The organism is Pseudomonas allii, assembly GCF_055380095.1.
Genome location: NZ_AP039450.1, coordinates 6,430,209 through 6,453,158, shown reverse-complemented (window position 1 = coordinate 6,453,158; position 22,950 = coordinate 6,430,209). Strand labels below are relative to the sequence as shown.

The following is a 22,950-nucleotide window of genomic DNA, read 5'->3' as shown; positions in this document are numbered from 1 at the left end:
GGTTAATACGCATGATCAGGAGGTAACTGATCATGCCCTGGAACCAAGAGTCCCCCATGAACCAACGAATCAAGCTGGTTGCTGACTGGCTTTCGGGTAACTTCACGAAAAGCCAACTGGCCCGCCGCTTCGGTGTCAGTCGACCTACCGTAGACAAATGGATTGCTCGGCATAACGGCGATTTGAAGTCGTTAGCCGAGGTTTCTCGTCGACCCCACAACAGCCCCAACAAGACCGACGATAAGATCCTCGCTCGCGTAGTGGCCATGAAGGAAGCCCACGATAAATGGGGGCCAAAGAAGCTCATTGAGCTATTGCGAATTGAAGATCCCTCTATCGATTGGCCGTCTCCCAGTACAGCCGGCCAATGGCTTGACCGACTTGGGCTGGTCAGAAAACGGCGGTTCAAGCGTCGGCACGGTACCTCGCATATTGAAATGCGAGAGGCCAATGACCCCAACAAAACCTGGTGCGTGGACTACAAAGGGCAATTCAAGATGCTCAACGCCCAGATGTGCTTCCCGCTGACGGTTACAGACCATGCATCCCGTTTGATTCTGGCTTGCAGGGCTCATCCTAAAATCATGACCCAGCCTGTAAAACAAACCTTTGAGCGGCTTTTTCAGGATTACGGCATGCCGGAAGTCATTCGTTCTGACAACGGAGTCCCTTTCGCCTCTCCTGGCCTGGCGAGGATATCCACACTGGCCGTCTGGTGGATCCGTTTAGGTATCTATCCCGAGCGAACCATGCCGGGAAGACCTGCCCAGAATGGTCGACACGAACGAATGCATCGCAGCCTGAAACTTGAGCTACCGCTAGGGAGCAACTTGGTGGAGCAGCAGCTTTTGCTGGAGCACTTCCGGCATGAGTTCAATTACGTACGCCCTCATGAAGCGCTTGGTATGAAACGTCCGGGAGATGTGTACGTGCCGTCTACTCGGCTTTACCCAGGGTGCTTGCCCGATGTGGAGTATCCGGCAGAAATGCGGGTGCGAAGCGTCAGGCAGGATGGATCGATCAAGTGGAACGGCAAGTTGGTATTTGTCAGCGAGGCCCTATCCGGAGAAAGGATAGGGCTTAAAGAAGCTGAGGATGATGCCTGGGATTTGTACCTGTGTGATTATCCCTTGGGGAGGCTTGGACGAGGTATGACCCGCGTCCAAGCCTCAAATGTGTAAACGATGTCCCCGGTTTCAGATGTAAACGATGTCTACGGTTCTACACCCCGATGAGGTCGCGACAGCCGCCACAAAAACCTCAGCGAAACGCGTAATCCAGCACAATCCCGACAAATATCGCCAACCCCGCCCAGTGGTTGTGCAGGAACGCCTTGAAGCACTTCATGCGGTCCTTGTCCCGGGTGTACCAGAACTCCCAGGCAAAACAGCCCGCCGCGGCCAGCAGACCCAGGTGGAACCAGCCACCCAACTCGAATCGCGCACCCGCCAGCAACAGGCACACCAGCGACAGCCCTTGTAGCGTCAGAATGATCACGCGATCGGCATCACCAAACAAAATGGCGGTGGATTTCACACCGATCTTCAAGTCGTCATCCCGGTCGGTCATCGCGTAATAAGTGTCGTAGCCGACCGTCCAGAGCAGATTGGCGATATAGAGCAGCCACGCGGTGGCAGGCAGGCTGCCGGTCTCGGCGGTGAACGCCATCGGCATGCCCCAGGAAAACGCCGCCCCCAACACCACCTGCGGGTAATAGGTGTAGCGCTTCATGAACGGGTAGCTCGCCGCCAGGGCCAGGCCACCCAGGGACAGCAGGATGGTGGTGGCGTTGGTCAGCAGCACCAGCAGGAAACTGATGCCCATCAGCACCGCAAAAAACACCAGCGCCTCTTTAGAAGTGATCTTGCCGCTGACCAGCGGGCGTTGCTCGGTGCGCTTTACGTGGCCGTCGACCTTGCGGTCGGCCCAGTCATTGATCACGCAGCCGCCGGCGCGAGTCAGCACCACGCCCAGCACGAAGATCACGATATTGATTAAAGAGGGCGAGCCTTTGCCGGCGATCCACAACGCCCACAGCGTCGGCCACAACAGCAGGTAGATGCCGATGGGCTTGTCCATGCGGGTCAACTGAATGAAATCCCAGGCCCTGGGGTTCAGGTGGTTCAAGGACTTGAGCAGACGTTGATACATCAGCAATTCTCCGCAGGGTTGTGCACGGCTTGCCACAGGCCCGGCAGGAAAACTTCTGCGACCAGCACGCTCAGCGGGCCGCGATCAAAGCGCGAGCGGCGCGCCCAAAGCCCTTCAATCTGATGGTCCGCAGGCAACCACTGCCTGGGGTAGCGGCACACTTCGATGGCCTGGCGGTTGAACGCATGATCGCTGAACAGGAGTGACCCCAGCGGGCGGCTGCCCAGTGCATCCATGTGCAAGCCGTCACCCTGCAAAGTACTGCGCGCGGCTACGCAACGGGCGAATACCCAGGGTTGGCCATTGCCATGCAGGTAGGTCTCGCGCACCCAGCCAACTGTCGCCAGCGGCAGGCCAAGGGCCACGCATTCATCATCCCGCAGCGGCTGCCAACCCTCGAACAGCGGGGTGATGCTGAAGCCGTTGTTTGACAGCTGGGTCAACCGCTGGGTCATCGAGCCTGTATCGAACAACCAATCAAGGGTCAAGGGCCCGGGCATGGGGCTCAGAAGGCTCTGGGGCAGCCATTGGCAAGCATCGGCAGGTTCGATTGAGTGCGGCACGGTGAGTCAGTATCGGCAGCAAAAGAGGCGGCGAGCTTACCATGGCGATCAGGGTTTTTGCCGGACGCAACCGGCTGTTTGCGTCGATCATGCTTGCATCTGCCGGCCACGATCAGTACAAAACGCCCTGAGCCGCACGGCAACGCGGGTCTATCGACCGTCGGCCAAGATGCCTGACCCTGAGGAAGCAAGTGATGAAGAAGTGGCAATGTGTAGTCTGTGGCCTGATCTATGACGAGAAAGACGGCTGGCCGGATGATGGAATTCTGCCTGGCACCCGTTGGGAAGACGTCCCGGAAGACTGGCTGTGCCCGGACTGCGGCGTGGGCAAAATGGATTTCGAAATGATCGAGATCGGCTGATTCTCGGTTTTCAGAAAAGTACTACAAAGGAGAAAGGAATGAACGCACCTGTCGTGATCATCGGCACCGGATTGGCCGGTTACAACCTGGCCCGGGAGTTTCGCAAGCTCGACAGCGAGACCCCATTGCTGCTGATCACTGCCGATGACGGGCGCTCCTACTCCAAGCCCATGCTCTCCACCGGCTTTGGCAAGAACAAGGAAGCCGATGGTCTGAGCATGGCTGAACCCGGCGCCATGGCCGAGCAACTCAAGGCCGAAGTGCGCACCCACACTCGCGTCAGCGGCATTGACCCCGGCCACAAACGCCTGTGGATCGGCGAAGAAGCGGTGGCCTACCGCGACCTGATCCTGGCCTGGGGCGCAGAAACCGTGCGTGTGCCGGTTGAAGGCGATGCGGCTGACCTGATTTTCCCGATCAACGACCTTGAAGACTACGCACGCTTTCGTGCCGCCGCTGCCGGCAAGCGCCGCGTGCTGCTGCTCGGCGCCGGTCTGATCGGCTGCGAGTTCGCCAATGACCTGATCCTGGGCGGTTATGAAATCGACCTGGTGGCGCCGTGCGAGCAGGTCATGCCGACCCTGCTGCACCCGGCCGCCGCTGCTGCGGTACAGGCAGGCCTTGAAGGCCTCGGCGCGCGCTTCCACCTGGGCCCGGTGCTCAATCGCCTGCAACGCAACGCTGATGGCCTGGAAGCCCACCTGTCGGACGGCGAAGTGATCGCCTGCGACCTGGTGGTCTCGGCCATTGGCCTGCGCCCGCGCGTCGACCTGGCCGCTGCCGCCGGCCTGCAGACCAATCGCGGGATCATGGTGGACCGCCACCTCAAGACCTCCCACGCCAACATCTACGCCCTGGGCGACTGCGCCGAGGTCGACGGCCTGAACCTGCTGTACGTGATGCCGCTGATGAGCTGCGCCCGCGCCCTGGCTCAGACCCTGGCCGGCAACGCCACCGCCGTCAGCTACGGCCCGATGCCGGTGACCGTGAAAACCCCCATCTGCCCGCTGGTGGTGTCGCCGCCGCCTCGGGGCGCCGAAGGTGTCTGGAGCGTCGAAGGTGAGGGCGCCGACATCAAGGCCCTGTGCCGTGACGCCAGCGGTCGCCTGCTGGGTTACGCACTCACCGGCAACGCCGTGATGGAAAAACTCGCCCTCAATAAAGAACTTCCGCCGTTGCTGGCGTAAATACCGGTCGTTCTGTCGGAATAAGCACGTTTTTCCCTCCAGAAAGGTCGCCGCTAGACTGGCGGAGCGTGCGAGGGCATGCCATCCTCACTCCCGTCTGCCGCAGAGTAGAGCCTGCGGCGCTTTGGGCGCTGCTCCAACGATGAGCAGCACGGACATAACAACAAAAAACCGTCAAAGAGGCTTCACACATGCGTAAACCAGAACTCGCAGCCGCCATCGCTGAAAAAGCCGATCTCACTAAAGAACAGGCCAACCGCGTCCTCAACGCCGTTCTCGAAGAAATCACCGGCGCCCTGCACCGCAAGGACAGCGTCACCCTGGTTGGCTTCGGCACCTTCCTGCAACGCCACCGTGGCGCTCGCACTGGCAAAAACCCTCAAACCGGTGAGCCGGTGAAAATCAAGGCCAGCAACACGGTTGCGTTCAAGCCGGGTAAATCGCTGAAAGACACTGTCAACGCGTAATGGCGTTACCGTCTCGAAGGGGGCGGGGTGGTAGGAGAAATGGGCACGCCGACGGGGTTGGGTGCCCATTTTTTGTGGGGCACCCCATAGCCTTTTTTGGGATTTCAGGCTACCCATTCGTTTTCGGTACACCATTGCTTCACATCGGCGATCAGTTGTTCTGAAACCGGCTGAAGATTGGGGAGCTTTTTTTCGTATTTTTTAATGCTCTCAACAAAAAACTCAAAAAACGCTGCGCCGATTAATTTACGTTGAGCGGCCTTATCCTTTTTGTACGGGATGAAATCTTCCTCGTCCATAGCGATGTCCAGGCCGAACATTTTGTCTTTGGTGTAGTAACGGCAAAATGTTTTCCGCTCGAGCCCCTGAGGCAGGCATCGCATGCAGACTGCAAGTTCCCAGTCGAGGGAGGGATATTTCTTCTCAAGAATCTCACTCAAGCCATTTAGCTCGTCAGTGATTTCAAAGACTTTTGTCCAGCTGGGTGAGTCCGATGTTGTATCGACTCGCATAAAGTAATCCTCATCTCAGTGTCTGCACTTGTTACCTGGAGGCAGTTTTCCTCGGCGTTTGAAATACTTTCCGATTTTTAGCCTTTCCCATACTTGCATGTTGCCTTTCGTGGGGGCCGCCATCACGCGTTTGTAAGCGAGGTTGTTAGCTTTGAGCCACTTTTGCGTGTATCGCCTGTTCGGATTGACAGTTTCACCGACTTTCCAGACTTCACCTTTCTTCAAATAAACTTTACCAACTGGCTTTTTATGGCCCCACGCCATTTCATCATAAAGGCCATCTTTCTTCGCAATCAGATAGTAAAGCTCGGGGGCCAGACCCCATGGATCAATCCAGGATATTGGATTGGGGGCGTACTGGTAAAAATTGAGCCCACCATCAAACCCAATCGGATCCGGCGTAGTAAACCGCCCCACATCCGGATCATAAAACCTGAACGTATTGAAATGCAGCCCCGTCTCCCGATCCAGGTACTGCCCCTGGAACCGCAGGTTCTGCTCCTCGATGTAATAAGGCTCGCGCACCTCTTCCAGTGTGTTGCCCCACACCCGATAAGTCGCCTGCCAGATGCTGTGCCCATCGGCCTCGGTCAGTTGTTCGGGCAACCCGTTCAGGTCGTTGTGGTAGTAGCGAATCTTCTGTAGCGGGCCAAGGCCGTCGACGCGGGCCAGCGGTTCGTAGCCGTCATCATCGTAAACATAAAGGCTGGTCTGGCTGTGTTTATGCTCCTGCAACAACCGCAGTCCATCCCACACAAACTGCGTTTCTCCCAGCGGATACCCGTCACGGCCATGCTCGGTTTTTTCGATGCGTCGGCCCAGCGGGTCGTAGGTCATTCGCACGACGCTGCCGTCATCGTTACGCACTTCAACCAAACGGCTTTCAGCATCGTAGGCAAACCGCTGCACGCCCCGTTTGGCGCTGCGTTTTTCAATCGTGCGGCCAAACGCGTCATAGCGATAACGCTTGTCCTGATAGGTCAGCAGCTTGTTATGCACCACCAACCCCGCGCCAGCCTGCGGGCCGTCCAGCAGGTTGGCGGCGGCGTCGTAGGCGAAGGTTTCGCGCTGGCCGTGCAGGCTGTCCTGGCTGGCGATGATGCGGCCGGTGGCGTCGTAGTGCAGCAGTTGGCGGTGTTGCGTGGCGGGCTGCTGGTCGAGTTTGCCGATCAGGTTGTCTGCGGGGTCGTATTCGAACTGTTTTTGCGCAGCCGCGGGCAGCAAGGTTGACTGACTGGCGTGACGGCGTTGGCGCGAACGCAGGCGGCCGCTGCGGTCGTATTCGCTGCGGGTGCTGAGCTGGCCTTGGGTGCGCAGCACTTCGCGGTGCAGGCGGTCGCGTTCGAAGTCGCTGATGACCTGGCCGTCGAGGTTGATCTGGTGCAGGTGGCCGCTGCCGTAGTACAGGCGATTGAGCCAGCGGCCGTCCGGCAGTTGGGTCTGGATCAGGTTGCCGAGCTCGTCGTAGTGGTGGTGCAGGCCGCCTGCCGAGCTTTGTTCGGTCACCAACTGGCCGAGGGCGTCGTAGGCGAAGCCCAGGGCCTGGGCGTTGCCTTGCAGGTCGGTGAAGGTGACAGCAGTGAGTTGGTCGAGCTCGTCGTAGCGGTACTCGGTGCGGCCATCGTCCGTGGTTTTGGCCACCAACCGGCCGACCGCATCACGTTCGAGTCGATGCACGATAGGCGCGGGTGGTATGTCGGGCACCAACGCCAGGCCATTGCCGTAAGGCGCGGGAACGGCCGTCAGCGTCGTGATGTTATCCAACGCGTCGTAATCGTAGCGCTTGGCGCTGCCATCGAGGTCTTGCTGCTCAACCAGCCGATCGCCAGCGTCCCACGCGAAACGATATCGCTCGCCGTTCTCATTGATCAGTGCCTGCAACCGCCCATAGCTGTCATAGCCGAACTGCACTTGCCTGCCATGGGCATCGACGCGCTGGCGTACCTGCCCGCGACGGTTGTGCTGGTACAGCGTGGTATGTCCGGCCGGGTTGGTGTAACCCACCAGTTGCCCGCTCGTATCGCGCTGGTACTGCTCGATACGACCGTCTGGCAATTGGGTGGTGAGCAAGCGCCCCTGGGCGTCATAGCTGAATTGAGTGCGTTCGCCGAGAGCATCGGTGATGACCTGCAGATAGCCGCGCTCGTCATAGCTGAAACGCGTCGGGTAATCCGAGCAGTCGATATGCTCGACCAGTTGCCCGAACGGATTCCAGCGCAGCTTTTTGCTTTTGCCGGTGGCATCGATGATTTCCACGACCTGACCGTGGTCGTCATAGCGGTAGCGGGTGACGTAGCCCAGCGGATCGGTTTCGGCGATGCAGTTGCCGCGCTGATCGTAGCGATACGCCCAGCTATTTTCGGCAGCGTCGGTCTCCACCAGCGGCAGTGCCCAGTGCTCAAGCCACAAGGTCGAATCGCTGCGCCCTAGCGGGTCGGTTTTGCCGATCAGGTTGCCGGCCTCGTCATAGCTGTATGCAAAGTGCCCGCCCAGCGGATCAGTGGCACTGAGCAACTGGCGCTCGTCGTTCCATTCGAACAGCCAGGTGTGGCCGAGATTGTCGCTGTATCGAATGATCTGGTGTTGGGTGTTCCAATGCCGGGTACTGACGCGTTGCAGGCCATCGGTAATTCGCGTGATACCGGCCTGCAAGTCATAGTCGAACTGGTAGGCGTCGCCTTCGTCGGTCCAGTGCCGCACCACGCGCCATTCCAGGTCTTCAACCAAGGCCCACTCATAGAAGCAGCGCAATCCGGTGGGCAGTTGATGCTCCACCATCCGCTGGCCACTGTCGTAGGCGAAACGCCGCTTGACCTGGCCAGTGGTATCGCGCACTTCAGCCAGGTTGCCCTGCGCGTCTAAGCCATAGCTGACGAGCACTTCGCGGCGCTGATCGGGGTACAGGCGTTCGATGCGCGCCAACTGGCCCTGATCACGGATCAACTCAACCTGCACCAGATCGAAGGTATCGCGCAGTCGCACCAGTTGCCCGGCGGCGTCGTAATCGACATGGATGCGGTTGTCATTGCGGTCGCCGAGCTGGCTAAGGCGCAGCAACGACGGGTTGGCAGAGGGTTCAAACAAGCGATACAACCCGTCATCGCTTTCGATCAGCAACTGCCCATTGAGATGTCGCCGCACGGCCAGCCCTTCACCCGCGCTGAACACGGCGCCGCCCAAGGGAATCGAGCCCATGTCGATGGGGCGGCCTTGTTCATCGGTGTAGACCAGTGTTTCGCCGCCATCGGGGTGAGGCTGGATGTCGACGCACACCTCATACGGCACGCTCCAGCCTGCGCCGAAAAGACTGCCCGTGCGTGCGTCGCGGCTGTTGTAGAAGCGTTGCCAATCAATCGGCAGGATGCCGGGCAGGACGAAATCCAGCTCATCATCGCCGCCCAGCACCTTCGCGCCGGTGGCCGCATGCACCGGATTCGAAGAGCCCATCGCTGCGTTCGCCACGGCCCCCATCGCGCTGCTGACCGCCATCGACGTAGCGCCGCCGATCAACATGCACGGCAGTTTGCTGAAGAACTTGCCCTTGCCGCCCTTGAGCATCAACAACGCCGTGACCGCCAGCCCCACGCCCGGGGTCTTGCCGCTGCGGATCTCACGCACCACCACCGAGCCGCCGCCGATGGTCACGTTGGAAGAAATCAACCCCGACGACACCACTGTCGCATCACAGGTACTGCGATCACCACTGCGCACCGCCGGTTGGCCGTTGATGGTGACTTTGTCCGATCCCTCGGCCAGAAACTGCGGCGGCATCGGCGGGTGCTTCATGCAGGTGACCAGGTCCAGCGGCTTGGGCTCGGCCCCAGGCGCGGGGGTGGCGACGGTAGGGCGCCACATCTGCGAGAAGAAACTTTCGGCCATGTCCAGGTAGCTGGCTTCGGGCTCCGGCTCGGGCGCTTCCAGCTCGGTACCGGCCGGTGCGACATGGGAGCTGATCGCCCCTGCGGCGCGTGCAGCGGGGATGTTGTTGGTCAGGGTATCGGTGGAACCGGTAAGAATATTGGCCTGAACCGTGGGCGGAAACAGCGCGTTGGCGAACGTATCGCATAAATTCGTCAGGCCTTTGTCGGCCCCGGTCTTGCTCATGGCCAGGCCGACAATCGTGCCCACCACCGCTCCCAGCAGGAAACAGCCAAGCCCACCGGTGGCGACGGTAATCCCGGTGGCGGCGACGACAGCCGCCGTCGCCACCGCCGTGATCGCGATATTGGCCGCCACTTCCAGCACCCCACCAAGGATGTCCGCCATCATCGACGTGTGGGAGAGCGCATCGCCCATGCGGGCGGCCCAGAGTGCATCAGACAAGGACTGCACTCCTGTGTCTGATTGAATTGAACGCACAACTGTCCATAGTCGCCGTGTCCTTGAGTGTTATGGCATGCGCATCAGTGCTGTCTTCAAGCGTTTTATCAGCGTGGGACTTTCCAGGCACTCCAGCGGGGTGAGGTTGTCGAGTGCCGGAACCTTTTGCCCGATCCACCACAACCCCTCTTCAAGGCCTCGTTTCCCACGCAGTATCACTGCCAGGTCGAGATGGCCGCCCAAGGCCTTGGCCAGTTCACGCGCATCGTCGTCAAGGTAGTCTTCTTCATACAAGGCCACTGTGCTCTGCCAGTCCGCGTCACCCGGGTATTCGTTTTCCAGTCGTTCCATGTTCAAAAACCTGCAAAGGAGATCAAGTTGCTGCCGGTCGGGTTGCGTGCCGATGGCGCCAGGATTCCATCATAGCCGTTGGCCTTGGCCCAATTGCCGATCTGATGGGTCTCGGTGTACTTCGAGCCGGTGATGCTTTTAAGGCTGACCCCTAGCTGTTTGCGCACATCGGCGCGGGTCAGATCCAGGACATTATTGAGCTGCACTTTCTTGCTGACCAACACCCGTTTGGACAGGTCGACCTTCCAGTGCGTGACCTCGCCCAGCGCGGTTTTCCGTGAGTTCGCGCCATACACCCCGCCGACGCCTTTGGTGGTGTAGCGGTGGGTGGACTCCACATTCCACTTGTGTGCCTGCCAAGTGGTCCCGATGCGCCCCGGTTCCTCGAACCGATACACGGTGCGACTGACCTTGCGCCCCTTGGGTGGGCTGGAGCATTTCATCAGGCCCAACGGGTCAATCCAGCTCAGCGGGTTGGGCGCATATTGGTAGAGATTCAGGCCGCCGGCCAGACCGATGGGGTCGGGTGTGGTGAAGCGCCCGATATCCGGGTCATAAAAGCGCAGAGTGTTGTAGTGCAGCCCCGTTTCCCGGTCCAGATACTGGCCCTGGAAACGCAGGTTCTGTTCTTCGATGAAGTAGGGTTCTCGGTTTTCCTCGACGGTATTGCCCCAGACTTCATAGCGCGCTTGCCACACCGTATGGCCGTCGCTCTCGGTGAGGCGTTCGGGCAATCCGTTGAGGTCGTTGTGGTAGTAGCGGATTTTTTGCAGGTGACCCGTGCCATCGACACGGGCCAGTGGTTCGTAGCCCTCGTCGGCATAGATATAGAGGCTGCTCTGCTGATTGCAGTGCTCCTGCACGAGTTGCAACGCGTCCCAAGTGAAACGTGTCTGGCTGCGCTGCACACCGTTGCGGTCGTAGGTGGTCTTGGCGGTGCGCCGGCCCAGCGGGTCATAGGTCATGACGATCCGGGAGCCGTCATCGTTATGCACCTGTGCCAGCCGTTGCTCCGCGTCGTAGCTGAAGCGCTGGGTGCCGCGCCGAAGGCTGCGCTTTTCAACCATCCGGCCAAAACCGTCATAGCGGTAATGTTTGTCCTGGTAGGTCAGCAATCGGTTGTGGGCGACCTGTCCTGAGCCATCCAGCAGGTTGGCCGCCGGGTCGTAGCGGAAGGCTTCCCGCTGGCCCAGGAGGTTGTCCTGGCTAGCCAGAATGCGGCCGGTGGCGTCGTAATGCAGTAATTGGCGGTGTGCCGCGCCGGGCTGGCTGTCGTAGCGTTCGACCAGTTGGTCGCTGTCGTCATAGCCCAGGCGTGTCTGCGCCGGTGGATGTAACAGTGAATGGTCCGGTTGGCGGCGCTGGCGGGCGCGCAGACGTCCACTGCGGTCATATTCGCAACGCGTGCTGATGCGGCCCTGGGTGCGCAGCACTTCGCGATGCAGACGGTCGCGCTCGAAGTCACTGATGACCTGCCCATCCAGGTTGACCTGATGCAAGTGCCCGCTACCGTAGCGCAGGCGGTTGAGCCAGCGGCCGTCGGGAAGTCGGGTCTGGGCCAGGTTGCCCAATTCGTCGTAGCGATGCTCCAGGCAACCGGCGGCGCTTTGTTCAAGGGTCAGCTGGCCGAGGGCGTCATAACCGAAGCCCAGGGTTTGCTGCTCGCCGTCGTGGCCTGTAAAGGTGATGGCTGTGACTTGGTCGAGCTGATCGTAGCGGTACGTCGTGCAGCCATCCACGGTGCGCTTGGCTATCAGCCGGCCAGCTGCGTCCCGCTCCAGATCATGAATGATGGCGGGCTCGGTGTCGGACGATGCGAGGGTTTCTACCTGTGTGACATTGTCCAGCGGGTCGTACGTGTACCGTTTCCGGCAGCCGTCCAGGCGCTGTTCGAGGGTCAGGCGATCACCGTCGTCCCAGTCGAATCGGTAGCGCTCGCCATTTTCGTTGGTCAGGCTGTGCAGGCGGCCATAGGCGTCATGGCTCAACTCCACACGGCGACCATGGGCGTCGATACGGTGGCGCAACTGACCGTTCGACGCATGCTCGAAGCGCGTGGTGTGGCCGGCAGGGTCGCTGTAGCCGATCAACTGGCCGCTGACGTCACGCTGATAGTGTTCGTTGCGCCCATCGGGCAACTGCTTGCTGATCAGGCGGCCCTGGTCGTCATACTTGAAGGTGGTGCGTTCCCCGAGCGCGTCGGTACTGGCCAGCAGCAAGCCTCGCTTGCAGTAGCTCAAACGGGTGGTCAGGCCGGTACAGTCGGTGTGCTCGGTCAATTGACCCAGTGGGGACCAGCGCAAGGTCTTGCGCTTGCCGCTGGCGTCGATGATCTCCCTGACTTGGCCGTGTCCGTCATAGTGATAGACCGTGCGGTTGCCCAGCGGGTCGGTTTCGCGAATGCAGTTGCCCCGCGAGTCGTAATGGTACTGCCAGGTATTGCCCGCGGCATCGGTCTCCGCCAGTGGCAGCGCCCAGTGCTCCAGCCACAAGGTCGATTCACTGCGCCCCAGGGGGTCGAGGGTCTCAGTCAGGTTGCCGGCATCGTCGTAGCTGAACTGATAATGCCCACCGAGAGGGTCGGTTGCGCCCAGTAGTTGGCTTTCATCATTCCACCGGAAGGCCCAGGTTCGCCCCAGTGCATCGGTGGACGCGATGATCTGGTGTCGCTCATCCCAGTGTCGAATGCTGACGCGCGCCAGCCCGTCGGTGATACGGGTGATGCCGGTGTCCAGCGCATAGTCGAATGTGTAGGTGTCCCCGGCCTCCGTCCAATGCCGCACAACACGCCATTCACGGTCGTCAACCCTGGCCCACTGATAGAAGCAACGCAGGCCGCTGGGCAGTTGATGCTCGACCATGCGCTGCCCGGCATCATAGGCAAAACGGCGCTTCACGTGCCCGTCGGACTGGCGTACAGCGGCCAGGTCGCCACGGACGTCGTAGGCGTAATGCATCAGTACTTCACGGTGGTGGTCGGGATACAGCCGTTCGATCCGGCTGACGCGCCGGGGCCAAGTGCTGTCGTAGGTCAGCTCGACCCTGACCAGGTCAAAGGTGTCACGCAGGCCCAGCAGGCGACCATCGTCGGCATAGTCGAGGTGGATTCGGTTGTCGTTGCGATCTCCCAGTTGGCTCAGGCGTAGCAACGATGCGTCCTGTGGCGCCGGATCGAATAGCCGGTACAAGCCGTCTGCGCTTTCGATCAGCCACTGGCCGTTCAAGTGACGCTTGACGCTGAGGCCTTCGCCAGCGCTGAACACGGCACCGCCCAAAGGGATCGAACCCATGTCGATACGTCGACCCTGCTCGTCGATGTACAACGCGTAGTCGCCCCCTTCAAGGTGAGGCAGCAGCTGCACGCTGACTTCATAGGGCACACTCCAGCCGGCACCAAACAAGCCATCGCGGCGTTCATCTCGGCTGTTGTAGAAACGCTGCCAGTCGATGGGCATGATTCCGGGCAAGGCGAAATCCAGCTCCTCGGGACCGCCCAGCACCTTGGCCCCCGTGCTCGCGTGCACCGGGTTGGAAGAGCCCATGGCGGCGTTGGCCAGTGCGCCCATGGCCTGACTGACCACAAACGAATTGACGCCTGCCAGCAGCATGCAGGGAAGGTTGCTGAGGAACTTGCCTTTACCCCCCTTGAGCATCATCAGTGCGGTGACGGCCAGGCCAACCCCCGGCGTCTTGCCGCTACGGATCTCGCGCACCACGACCGAGCCGCCGCCGATAGTCACATTGGGCGAAATCAGCCCTGAAGACACCACGGTGGCATCGCAGGTGCTGCGGTCACCGCTGCGTACCGCCGGTTGACCGTTGACCGTGACCTTTTCCGAGCCTTCGGCCAGAAACTGCGGCGGCATCGGCGGGTGTTTTGTGCAGGTCACCACGTCAAGCGGTTTAGGGACTGCACCTGGCGCTGGCGTGGCGACGGTGGGGCGCCACATTTGCGCAAAGAATCCTTTGGCCATGTCCAGGTAGCCGGGCTCTTCGCTGTGTTCGGGTGCTGGCGGCGGCGTTTCGGTTTCGGTGCCCGCAGGTGCAACGTGGGAGGGCACGACGCCAGCCGCGCGCGCAGCGGGCAAGGCGTTGATCAGTGTGTCGGTGGACCCGCTGAGGATCGTGGCCATGACCGAGGGAGGGAACAGCGCGTTGCCGATTCCTTCGCACATGGCGCTCAACCCCTTGTCGGCCCCGGTCTTGCTCATGGCGATGCCAACGATGACGCCGACGACCGCGCCCAGCACGCAGGCGCCCAGCCCACCGGTCGCGACGGTAATGCCGGTAGCCGCCACCACCGCAGCGGTCGCCAGTGCGGTAATCGCCACATTGGCCGCCACCTCCAGTACGCCGCCGAGGATGTCGGCCATGACAGAGGTGTGGGACAGCCCATCGCCCAGGCGCGCAGCCCAGAGCAGTGCGTCAGACATGCAAAGGCCGCTTCACTGGGGGACGTCGAACACGAGCGTGCCCTTGATCGTCGACCAGTGCGCCGCTTCGGCATCCCCGAGCTTGTCGGCCTTCACGTAACTCAAGGCAAGCATCTTGCGCGTACCCGGTAGCACCAGCGCAAGTTGATACTGGAACACCTTGTCATTGCCCTTGTTGAACTGGCTGCGCAGCTCAATGCCTTCGACCTCTTGCGCGGCGCCCAGGCGCACATCAACGCCCGGCTGATAACGCAGGTCCTGCACTTGTTTTTCCAGGCGCTGGAGTTGGTCATTGAAGTTGCTGTGCAGGGTCTCACCCTCGGCGAGCAGGCTGCGGCTGACGATCAGGGACGTCCCCAATTCAGGGAACTTGAGGATATTGATCGTAGCGTCCTGCAACTCGCCGGCGGGCAGTTGAAACTGGAATTCGTTGATGCGATACGTCATGAAAACAGGTCTCGTCAGGAGCTTTTAGGCGCGGGGAACGCGGCTTTGATGTTGGCGTCGATGGCGGCTTTCTGGCCCTGGCCATCGGGCGTGGCACCGGGGCCGCCGCCGTTGTTCAGGTGCAGCACGCCGCCGGTGTTGAACTCGGCGTCGCCGCTGGCATAGAAGCTGATCTGCACGCCGGTGAGGTTGATCTGCCCGCTGGCGTTCAACTCCAGGATGCTTTCACCGCAGACCAGGCGCAGGTTTTCGCCCACTTCGATGACGTAGCTCTGGCTGATGCTGTCGGTCTTGCGCTGGCCCACCGAGAGGATGTCTTCCTGCTTGACGATGCGCAGGCGGTTGTTGCCGATGGTCACCGTCTCGTTGTGCCCGATGCTCTTGTTGCGGTCATGCCCCACCGAATGGCTCTCATCCACCTCGACCACGATGTCCTGGTTGCGCTCGGCATGGATGTACAACTGCTCCAAGCCCTTCTTGTCCTCCATGCGGATTTCATTGAAGTTGGCCGGCGTGCCGCCCTTGCTCGAACGGCTTTTCATGCCGCTCTGGGTGGCGTTTTCCGGCAGGTCGTAAGGCACGGTCTGCTCGGCGTTGTACACCCGCCCGGTGATGATCGGTCGGTCGGGATCACCTTCCAGAAAGCTCACAATCACTTCCTGGCCGATCCGTGGGATCTGCATCGAGCCCCAGTTCTTGCCGGCCCAGGATTGCGACACGCGAATCCAGCACGAGCTGTTCTCGTTGGATTGGTCGTGACGGTCCCAGTAGAAGTGCACCTTGACGCGGCCGTACTGGTCGGTCCAGATTTCCTCGCCCTTGGGGCCGACCACCAGCGCGGTTTGCGGGCCTTTGACGATAGGGCGGTGGGTGCTGGCGAGCGGGCGGAAGCTCTGTTGGGCGTCAATGCAGGTGAGGCTGCTTTCGAACTGTGCCGAGCCCGAACCGCCGCCGCTTTCCAGGCTTTCCTGGACGATGTAGTAGCGGCAGCCGATGATCAGGTATTCGCGGTTCTGGTCCTGGCGGCTGAAGCCGGTGAGGCTGAACAAATGCCCCGAACCCAGCCCCCGCGCATTGCCGCTGAACTCGATCTGTTCATGCAGGGTTTGCAGGGCTTCGATGCGGGTGCGCGCGTAATGTTCGCCGTCTGCGCTTTGCACGTAGGTGCCGGGGTAGTCGTACAGCGGGTAGTCGCCGGCGGTGTGCGGGCGGGGCATGGCCGAGCGCACGTCGATGCTGGCGCTGGGGCGCTGGAAGTCGTAGTCGTTGAGCTCCAGCGAACCGGGCTGCACCTCCTGCGCCAGGTGCCAGTTGTGCATATGGTCGCGTTCGCGCTGCTGCTCGTCCTTGGGGTAATACGGGATCGACGCGTAGCCCGGCACCGTGGTGTGGGCACCGTAGGCGTCGGCCAGCACCAGCACATGGCGGTCCTGTTCGTGGCGGAAGAAGTAGTAGATGCCTTCCTGCTCCATCAGGCGGCTGACGAAATCGAAGCTGGTCTCGCGGTACTGCACGCAGTATTCCCACTCGCGGTACGGCCGGCTCAGGGCGTCTTCGAAGTCGGAAAAGCCCAGGTCGCGAAACACCTGCTTGATGATCTGCGGGATGCTCAGGTTCTGGAAAATCCGGCAGTCGGAGGTGCGGCTGAGCAGCCACAGCCACGGACGCAGGGTCACCTGGTAACTGGCGAACTGGCCCTGGTCGATGTTCTGGCTGCACCGTGCGACGATGCCGTGGAAGTGCCGTTCACCACCGTCCGCCAACTGCAGGCCCACGCTCATGGGTTTGCCGAGCAACTGGTTGAGGTCGATGTTGGCGTCCAGGGACGTCAGTTGCAGCTCGTAATTGAACAGCCTGCCCAGCTCTTCGCCACCGCCCATTTCATTGAGCAGCAGCACATCCGGCCCGAGGGGGCTGGTGATCTTGGCCAGGCGTGAGGCTTGGTTGAATAGCATCGGGCGTCTCGTAAATGACTAAATAACTGAAGAAACCGAATCCAAGTGTGGGAGGGGGCTTGCCCCCGATAGCGGTGTATCAGGTTAGAAATTCCTGGCTGACCCACCGCCATCGGGGGCAAGCCCCCTCCCACATTTTTGATTGTGTTTCGTCAGGTCAATCAGCGTCGCTGAAGTCGTAGTGCAATTCATTATCCCGACTGCTGATCCGTACCCCCGCCAACGCCTTGCCCTCCAGCATGCGCGTGAGGAACTCACGGCTCATGTCCGGCAGCAGGCTGTTGGTGAGGATGGTATCGATCATGCGCCCGCCGCTTTCGGTTTCGGTGCAACGCGAGACGATCAGGTCGACCACCGCGTCGTCGTAGTCGAAGGCCACTTTGTGCGTGCTCTCCACACGCTTCTTGATGCGGTTGAGTTGCAGGCGGGTGATCGCCTTGAGCATCTCATCGCTCAGCGGGTAGTACGGAATGGTCACCAGGCGGCCGAGCAGGGCCGGCGGGAAGATCTCCAGCAGCGGCTGGCGCAGGGCCTTGGCGATTTCTTCCGGCTCAGGGATGTTCGCCGGGTCTTTGCAGACCTGGGAAATCAGCTCGGTGCCGGCGTTGGTGGTCAGCAGGATCAAGGTGTTCTTGAAGTCGATCACCCGGCCTTCGCCGTCTTCCATCACACCCTTGTCGAACACCTGGAAGAAGATCTCGTGCACGTCCGGGTGGGCTTTTTCCACCTCGTCCAGCAGCACCACGCTGTAAGGTTTGCGCCGCACCGCTTCGGTCAGCACGCCGCCTTCGCCGTAGCCGATATAGCCCGGTGGCGCGCCCTTGAGGGTCGACACCGTGTGCGCCTCTTGGAATTCGCTCATGTTGATAGTGATGACGTTCTGCTCGCCGCCGTACATGGCTTCGGCCAGGGCCAGGGCGGTTTCGGTCTTGCCCACGCCCGAGGTGCCGGCGAGCATGAACACGCCAATTGGCTTGCTCGGGTTGTCGAGGCCGGCGCGGGAGGTCTGGATGCGCTTGGCGATCATCTGCAGGGCGTGGTCCTGGCCGATGATGCGTTTCTTCAGGTGCTGGTCGAGGTTGAGCACCGTCTCCAGTTCATTGCGCGCCATGCGACCGACCGGAATGCCGGTCCAGTCGGCGACCACCGAGGCCACGGCCTGGTAATCCACGGTGGGCAGGATCAGCGGGGTTTCGCCTTGCAGTTCGGTGAGGCGCTGTTGCAGGTCGACCAACTGTGCACGCAACTCATCGTTGCCGCTGTCCACAACGCCTGCTTTTTCGCGCAGCGTTGCACGGGTCGCCAGCAACTCATCGACCAGGGTTTTCTCTTCGGCCCAACGGCTTTCCAAGGTGGCCAGGCGCTCACGTTCAGCGCTCAATAGCGCGTCTGTGGTGGTCTGACGTGCACCAATCGCAATGCCAATGGCATGCTCACGGGCGATGATCTGCAGCTCGGTTTCCAACGCCTCGATACGACGACGGCTGTCGTCCACTTCGGCCGGCACCGCGTGCAGGCTGATAGCGACGCGAGCACAGGCGGTGTCCAGCAGGCTCACGGATTTATCCGGCAACTGGCGCGCCGGGATGTAGCGGTGGGACAGCTTCACCGACGCTTCCAGGGCTTCATCGAGGATCTGCACCTGGTGGTGCTTTTCCATGGTCGAGGCCACGCCGCGCATCATCAGCAGCGCCTTGTCTTCCGACGGTTCGGCGACTTGCACGACCTGGAAGCGGCGAGTCAGGGCCGGGTCTTTCTCGATGTGTTTCTTGTACTCGGCCCAGGTGGTGGCGGCCACGGTGCGCAAGGTGCCACGGGCCAGGGCCGGCTTGAGCAGGTTGGCGGCATCACCTGTTCCGGCGGCGCCACCGGCACCCACCAGGGTGTGGGCTTCGTCGATAAACAGGATGATCGGCTTGGGCGAGGCCTGGACGTCTTCGATAACCTGGCGCAGACGCTGCTCGAACTCGCCTTTCATACTGGCGCCGGCTTGCAGCAGGCCCACATCGAGGCTGCGCAGTTCCACGTCTTTCAAGGCTGGCGGCACGTCGCCGGCGACAATGCGCAGGGCGAAGCCTTCGACCACGGCGGTCTTGCCCACCCCGGCTTCACCGGTGAGGATCGGGTTGTTCTGGCGGCGGCGCATAAGGATGTCGACCAGTTGGCGGATCTCTTCATCACGGCCAACAATCGGATCGAGCTTGCCGCTGCGCGCCTGTTCGGTCAGGTCGACGGTGAAGCGCTTGAGCGCTTCCTGCTTGCCCATTGCACTCGGCGCCATCGCGCCGCTGGCTTCGCCGGGTACGGCGCCGGCATTGAAACCGTCGCTGGCGCTCAACGCATTCTCCGGCGAATCACCGACGTATTCGTCAAAGCGTTCGCTCAGGGCTTCGGCCTTGATCTTGTCGAATTCGGCAGACAAGCCCAGCAACGCGTGGCGCAGGCTTGGCGTCTTCAGGATGCCCAGCACCAGGTAACCGGTGCGTACCTGGCTTTCACCGAACATCAGGCTGCCGTAGACCCAGCCGCGTTCTACCGCTTCTTCCACATGGGACGACAGGTCGGTGATCGACGTCGAGCCACGCGGCAGGCGGTCCAGGGCCTCGGTGAGGTCGCGGGCCAGGCGCGCCGGTTCGACGTTGAACTGGCGGATGATGCGGTGCAGGTCCGAGTCCTGCAGTTGCAGCAACTGGTGAAACCAGTGGGCCAGTTCCACATACGGGTTGCCCCGCAGTTTGCAGAACACGGTGGCGGCTTCGATGGCTTTGTAGGCCACGCTGTTGAGTTTGCCGAACAGTGCGGCGCGACTGATTTCACCCATGCTCTGGATTCCTTGAGGTGGTGGCGTGGTCGGCGTAGTGCCGGGCCAGGATTAGGTCGTTGGCGTCATGCTCGGGTTTACCGAGCCAAGTGTTGAAGCCCAGGCGGAACTGGCCGTTGAGTTGCAGCGCCGGGACTTCGGGTTGTTGCAACACCAGGTTGAGGTCCCAGTCCAGTTCATGGCCCAGGTACTCGGCCACCCACGCCACCAGCTCGTTGAACGGCTGGTGGCCGGGCAGCATGCCCATGTAGTCATCCAGCGTGAGCGGGCCCAGGCGGATGCGGAATTTGTGCTGGCGGTCCCACACGAAGCTGCCCAGGCAAAAGTCCACGCCCAGGCGGTTGGCGCTGACGCTCACGCGGCTGCGTTCGGGCAGCTCCAGCCATTGGCCGACATACTCTTCGATCTCCACCGGCAGGCCGAAGTACTCGCTGAGGATCGCCTTCAAGCCGTCCGGGTAGCGGGTTTGCGCCGACAGGTGGCCGCTGTAATGCAGCTTCGCGGTATCCGGGATCAGCCCCTGATTCAGCAGGCTCGGCATGCCCCGGCCGCTCAGCGCAGCGAGGCGTGCCGACCAGTAGTCATCGTCCGGGCGGTCGTGGCTGACCGTTGGCCGCGCCTCGGCCCAGGCCCGGTAGAACAGGCTGAGCAGGCGATGGTGGAACACATCCAGGAACTGCTTGCTGGTGCTGTCGGCATTGTTGCGCTGACGCTCGCGCACGTACTCGGTGATGTGCAGCGGCAACGGGCCGTTGGGGCCGCCAAGGCCGAAGAAGAACTGCTCCAGGCGCGCCGGCTTGCCGTCGCCGCCGGGGTCGACCGAGGCCAGCGTGGCCGGGGCGAAGGTGCAATCGGCCTGTTGCCCCAGGCGCAGCGGGTCATCCGCCAGGCGCAGGGAATGGCCCAGGCGCGGCAGCTCCGGCGATTCGCACTCGATACGCCGCAGCGCCTGGAAGAAATCGTATTCCCAGGGCTCCTGGTGCATCGCATCCAGGGTACTCACAGGGTCGGACGACGTCCGGGCTTGGCTTTCCATCGCATGATCTCGCCGCGTTCGGTGGTACGGATCACCGTCTCGGTAAAACTGTTGATCGACACGTAGCGTGCCAGGAAGCGTTCCAACACCGCACCGAGCAGGAACACACCGGTGCCGCGAAACGCGTTTTCATCGAATTCCAGGGTGATCTCCAGGCCGCGGCCAAACACGATCGGGCCGGGCATCGGCAGGCGGCGGGTCACGGCTTTGCTGCTGACGTCGCGCAGGCCTTCGATCTGCAATTGCAGCGCGGCGTCGTTGCTGTCGCCGTACAGGCGCAGCAGTTCGCGCAAGGCGCCGGCGCCCTGGCCCTGTTCGCTCAGGGACAAATAGTTGAGCGAGAGCTGGCTGATCAGGCGCCAGGCCTTGGCGTCATGGGCGTGGCTGGGGCGCGGGCGGCTCGGGCCTGCCACGCAGCGCACCGACAATACCGGCGCGCTGTCGGCCAGGGTGAAGTCGGTCTTGCCGTTGCCCACGCTCATGAACAACGGCAGATCGCGGTTGGTGCACAGCGCGGTCACGCCGAGCTGGCGCAGGTCGTGGCGGTACGGCGACTGCCGGCTGTCCACCAGGCTGACAAAGGTTTCGCTGCCCACATAGGTGGAGCGCGGGCCGTTGCGGCGCTGGTCGCTGGACAGCACACGCGGCTCGCGGCGCACGGTGTAATAGGCCTGGTCACGGCCATAACGCGAAGGATCGCGCACTGCGTAGAACGGCAAAAACGGCTGCTCCGGCCCGGTGCCGTGGCCGGTAATGCCGCTCAAGGAGTGAATCTCGAAATCCATCGGACGTGTGCGGTCGGCGATTACATGGTGTTCGTTGACCCGGTCGGACAGGTGGATACGGTCCACGCGCTTGGGGAACAGGTTGATCGCCGGGGTACAGAACGGCAGGAACTGCGCCGCGCCGACGCTGCCTTCCAGGCTCGGTTCGTGGCGGTCGAACAGCACAATCAGTTCCAGCTCCTGGCCGTCGCAACGCTTGACCGCTCGGCTCAGCTCGGCGAAATCGACGAACAGGAAGCGGTGGGGCAGGGCGAAATATTCCTGCAGCAGGCGATAGCCCTGGAAGGCCCGCGCCACCACCGGCATGGCCGCGTCGGCGTCGTCGAAGCCTCGGGAGCGCAACGCGTCCTGGGGCAGGCGCTCGACCCAATCGCCCCCCGGCTTGCGCGCAAACACCGCGCAGGCGTTGCCCAGCAGTTGCTCGTAGAGGCGGAAGGGTTGCTCGTCGGCGCCACTGAGGTACAGCGGCAGATTATCCAGGTCGAGGCTGTTGAACGGCAGCTCGGCACCGGTGCGCAGGGTCAGGCGCAGGCCGGCCTTGGCTTTCGGCTCGCTGGCGGCCAGGCGGCCCAACACAGCGGCGGGGTTGCCGAAGTACTCGGCGTTGCTCACCTGCAACGGCCACAGCGTCACCGGGTGTGCGGTGCGGTACTCGCAGCAGGTCTGGGTTTCGCGGCCCAGGGCGGCGCGCAGGACGGTATCGCGGGGCAGCGGGAAACCACTGGCCAGCGAGCCTTCGTCCGGGTCGGTGTGCAATTGCACTACGGTCATCGACGGCGTGGGTGCCAGGTAGTGCGGGTAGGCGATTTCCAGCAGGTTATGGGTGAAGGTCGGGTACTCGGCGTCGAGCTTGAGCTGCACGCGGGCCGTGAGGTAGGCAAAGCCTTCGAGCAAGCGTTCGACGTACGGGTCGGCGCAGTCCATACCGGACAGGGTCAGCCGACTGGCGATCTTCGGGTATTCCTTGGCGAACTCCGCGGCGCTTTCGCGCACGTGGTGCAGTTCCTGGTTGTACAGCTCCAGCAGGCGCGGGTTCATGGGCGCCTCCGCTGGTCGGCATTGACCACGCGTACGTGGCCGGATTCCAGGTCGAGGTCGGTTTGCAGCAACAGGCGCAACGGCACCGGCTGCGCCCATAGGTCGCCTTCGATCTCGAAACTCAGGGCGTTGTGATTCATCTCGCCATGGCCGACACGAGCTTTGACACGCAGGGTATGGCGCAGAATGCGTGGCTCAAAGGTAGCGATGGCCTGGTAGATCAACGCTTCCAGCGCCTTGATATCCACGCTGGAAACGCTGTTGCCCGCCAGCGCCGGCAGGCCGTAATTGACCACCGAGGTGCCGGCCGGGGTGTGCAGCGTGGCATCGGCATCGAGCAACGACGTGGTGTTGAGCAGCCACGCCAGGTCACGCAGTACCGAGGCTTTCAATTGGGTCAGGGACAGCACGCGTTTGTCGGCGCTTTCCTTGGGATTGGTTGGATCGTCGTCCGTCAGCCGGTCCAACAGGGACGGTTGCAGACGGTCGCGGGAAGCGATTTCAGTGATCACCAAAGCAGCT

At 61.8% G+C, this 22,950-nt stretch carries 16 protein-coding genes; 4 read left to right on the top strand and 12 right to left on the bottom strand.

What is annotated here, in order from left to right; translation table 11 throughout:
* Positions 1 to 32 precede the first annotated feature (32 nt).
* Positions 33 to 1,181 (top strand): integrase core domain-containing protein, encoded by a 1,149-nt coding sequence (locus ACZ445_RS29730; RefSeq protein ID WP_464707611.1) that lies wholly within the window; start codon positions 33 to 35, stop codon positions 1,179 to 1,181.
* Positions 1,182 to 1,260: 79 nt separating this feature from the next.
* Here ACZ445_RS29730 and ubiA read toward each other — a convergent pair whose 3' ends face one another.
* Both ubiA and ACZ445_RS29720 read right to left on the bottom strand, forming a co-directional pair.
* Complete coding sequence (gene ubiA / locus ACZ445_RS29725; protein WP_058424280.1) at positions 1,261 to 2,151, bottom strand: 4-hydroxybenzoate octaprenyltransferase; 891 nt, start codon at positions 2,149 to 2,151, stop codon at positions 1,261 to 1,263.
* Positions 2,151 to 2,714: a chorismate--pyruvate lyase family protein gene (locus tag ACZ445_RS29720; RefSeq protein WP_058424279.1), complete on the bottom strand. Its 564-nt coding sequence runs from the start codon at positions 2,712 to 2,714 to the stop codon at positions 2,151 to 2,153. The genes ubiA and ACZ445_RS29720 overlap by 1 nt, the downstream gene beginning before the upstream one ends.
* A 194-nt stretch (positions 2,715 to 2,908) precedes the next feature.
* On the opposite strand from ACZ445_RS29720, the gene ACZ445_RS29715 reads away from it, so the two are divergent.
* The 3 genes from ACZ445_RS29715 to ACZ445_RS29705 all read left to right on the top strand — a co-directional run bounded on the left by ACZ445_RS29715 (position 2,909) and on the right by ACZ445_RS29705 (position 4,730).
* Positions 2,909 to 3,076 (top strand): rubredoxin, encoded by a 168-nt coding sequence (locus tag ACZ445_RS29715; RefSeq protein ID WP_015886569.1) that lies wholly within the window; start codon positions 2,909 to 2,911, stop codon positions 3,074 to 3,076.
* Between the two features lie 38 nt (positions 3,077 to 3,114).
* Positions 3,115 to 4,263, top strand: a complete 1,149-nt coding sequence (locus tag ACZ445_RS29710; RefSeq protein ID WP_310862898.1) for an NAD(P)/FAD-dependent oxidoreductase — start codon at positions 3,115 to 3,117, stop codon at positions 4,261 to 4,263.
* Positions 4,264 to 4,454: 191 nt separating this feature from the next.
* Positions 4,455 to 4,730: an HU family DNA-binding protein gene (locus ACZ445_RS29705; RefSeq protein ID WP_003176958.1), complete on the top strand. Its 276-nt coding sequence runs from the start codon at positions 4,455 to 4,457 to the stop codon at positions 4,728 to 4,730.
* A 104-nt stretch (positions 4,731 to 4,834) separates the two neighbouring features.
* Here ACZ445_RS29705 and ACZ445_RS29700 read toward each other — a convergent pair whose 3' ends face one another.
* The 10 genes from ACZ445_RS29700 to tssE all read right to left on the bottom strand — a co-directional run bounded on the left by ACZ445_RS29700 (position 4,835) and on the right by tssE (position 22,940).
* On the bottom strand, positions 4,835 to 5,242 hold the full coding sequence (locus tag ACZ445_RS29700; protein WP_058424277.1) for a hypothetical protein: 408 nt from the start codon (positions 5,240 to 5,242) through the stop codon (positions 4,835 to 4,837).
* A 15-nt stretch (positions 5,243 to 5,257) separates the two neighbouring features.
* Positions 5,258 to 9,565: an RHS repeat-associated core domain-containing protein gene (locus ACZ445_RS29695; protein WP_464707859.1), complete on the bottom strand. Its 4,308-nt coding sequence runs from the start codon at positions 9,563 to 9,565 to the stop codon at positions 5,258 to 5,260.
* 66 nt (positions 9,566 to 9,631) lie between these two features.
* Positions 9,632 to 9,913 carry a hypothetical protein gene (locus tag ACZ445_RS29690; protein WP_058424275.1) on the bottom strand — a complete coding sequence of 94 codons (282 nt, stop codon included), beginning with the start codon at positions 9,911 to 9,913 and terminating at the stop codon, positions 9,632 to 9,634.
* Between the two features lie 2 nt (positions 9,914 to 9,915).
* Positions 9,916 to 14,346 carry an RHS repeat-associated core domain-containing protein gene (locus ACZ445_RS29685; RefSeq protein ID WP_464707858.1) on the bottom strand — a complete coding sequence of 1,477 codons (4,431 nt, stop codon included), beginning with the start codon at positions 14,344 to 14,346 and terminating at the stop codon, positions 9,916 to 9,918.
* A 12-nt stretch (positions 14,347 to 14,358) separates the two neighbouring features.
* Entirely contained in the window at positions 14,359 to 14,793 is a 435-nt protein-coding gene (locus ACZ445_RS29680; protein ID WP_058424273.1) for a DcrB-related protein, read from the bottom strand.
* A gap of 14 nt (positions 14,794 to 14,807) precedes the next feature.
* Positions 14,808 to 16,748 carry a type VI secretion system Vgr family protein gene (locus ACZ445_RS29675; protein ID WP_464707857.1) on the bottom strand — a complete coding sequence of 647 codons (1,941 nt, stop codon included), beginning with the start codon at positions 16,746 to 16,748 and terminating at the stop codon, positions 14,808 to 14,810.
* A gap of 157 nt (positions 16,749 to 16,905) precedes the next feature.
* Complete coding sequence (gene tssH / locus ACZ445_RS29670) at positions 16,906 to 19,569, bottom strand: type VI secretion system ATPase TssH (RefSeq protein ID WP_464707856.1); 2,664 nt, start codon at positions 19,567 to 19,569, stop codon at positions 16,906 to 16,908.
* Entirely contained in the window at positions 19,562 to 20,605 is a 1,044-nt protein-coding gene (gene tssG, locus ACZ445_RS29665) for a type VI secretion system baseplate subunit TssG (RefSeq protein ID WP_058424270.1), read from the bottom strand. Before tssG ends, tssH begins: the two co-directional genes overlap by 8 nt.
* The gene (tssF, locus tag ACZ445_RS29660; protein ID WP_464707855.1) at positions 20,569 to 22,428 is read right to left on the bottom strand and encodes a type VI secretion system baseplate subunit TssF; all 1,860 of its coding nucleotides are present in this window, start codon (positions 22,426 to 22,428) and stop codon (positions 20,569 to 20,571) included. Before tssF ends, tssG begins: the two co-directional genes overlap by 37 nt.
* Positions 22,425 to 22,940, bottom strand: coding sequence for a type VI secretion system baseplate subunit TssE (tssE, locus tag ACZ445_RS29655; protein WP_058424463.1), 516 nt, complete (start codon positions 22,938 to 22,940; stop codon positions 22,425 to 22,427). Before tssE ends, tssF begins: the two co-directional genes overlap by 4 nt.
* Positions 22,941 to 22,950 lie beyond the last annotated feature (10 nt).

Coding starts and splice junctions, on each gene's coding strand:
- ACZ445_RS29730 (WP_464707611.1), top strand. CDS start 33: ATGCCCTGGAACCAAGAGTCCCCCATGAACCAACGAATCAAGCTGGTT.
- ubiA (WP_058424280.1), bottom strand. CDS start 2,151: ATGTATCAACGTCTGCTCAAGTCCTTGAACCACCTGAACCCCAGGGCC.
- ACZ445_RS29715 (WP_015886569.1), top strand. CDS start 2,909: ATGAAGAAGTGGCAATGTGTAGTCTGTGGCCTGATCTATGACGAGAAA.
- ACZ445_RS29710 (WP_310862898.1), top strand. CDS start 3,115: ATGAACGCACCTGTCGTGATCATCGGCACCGGATTGGCCGGTTACAAC.
- ACZ445_RS29705 (WP_003176958.1), top strand. CDS start 4,455: ATGCGTAAACCAGAACTCGCAGCCGCCATCGCTGAAAAAGCCGATCTC.
- ACZ445_RS29700 (WP_058424277.1), bottom strand. CDS start 5,242: ATGCGAGTCGATACAACATCGGACTCACCCAGCTGGACAAAAGTCTTT.
- ACZ445_RS29690 (WP_058424275.1), bottom strand. CDS start 9,913: ATGGAACGACTGGAAAACGAATACCCGGGTGACGCGGACTGGCAGAGC.
- ACZ445_RS29685 (WP_464707858.1), bottom strand. CDS start 14,346: ATGTCTGACGCACTGCTCTGGGCTGCGCGCCTGGGCGATGGGCTGTCC.
- ACZ445_RS29680 (WP_058424273.1), bottom strand. CDS start 14,793: ATGACGTATCGCATCAACGAATTCCAGTTTCAACTGCCCGCCGGCGAG.
- ACZ445_RS29675 (WP_464707857.1), bottom strand. CDS start 16,748: ATGCTATTCAACCAAGCCTCACGCCTGGCCAAGATCACCAGCCCCCTC.
- tssH (WP_464707856.1), bottom strand. CDS start 19,569: ATGGGTGAAATCAGTCGCGCCGCACTGTTCGGCAAACTCAACAGCGTG.
- tssG (WP_058424270.1), bottom strand. CDS start 20,605: ATGGAAAGCCAAGCCCGGACGTCGTCCGACCCTGTGAGTACCCTGGAT.
- tssF (WP_464707855.1), bottom strand. CDS start 22,428: ATGAACCCGCGCCTGCTGGAGCTGTACAACCAGGAACTGCACCACGTG.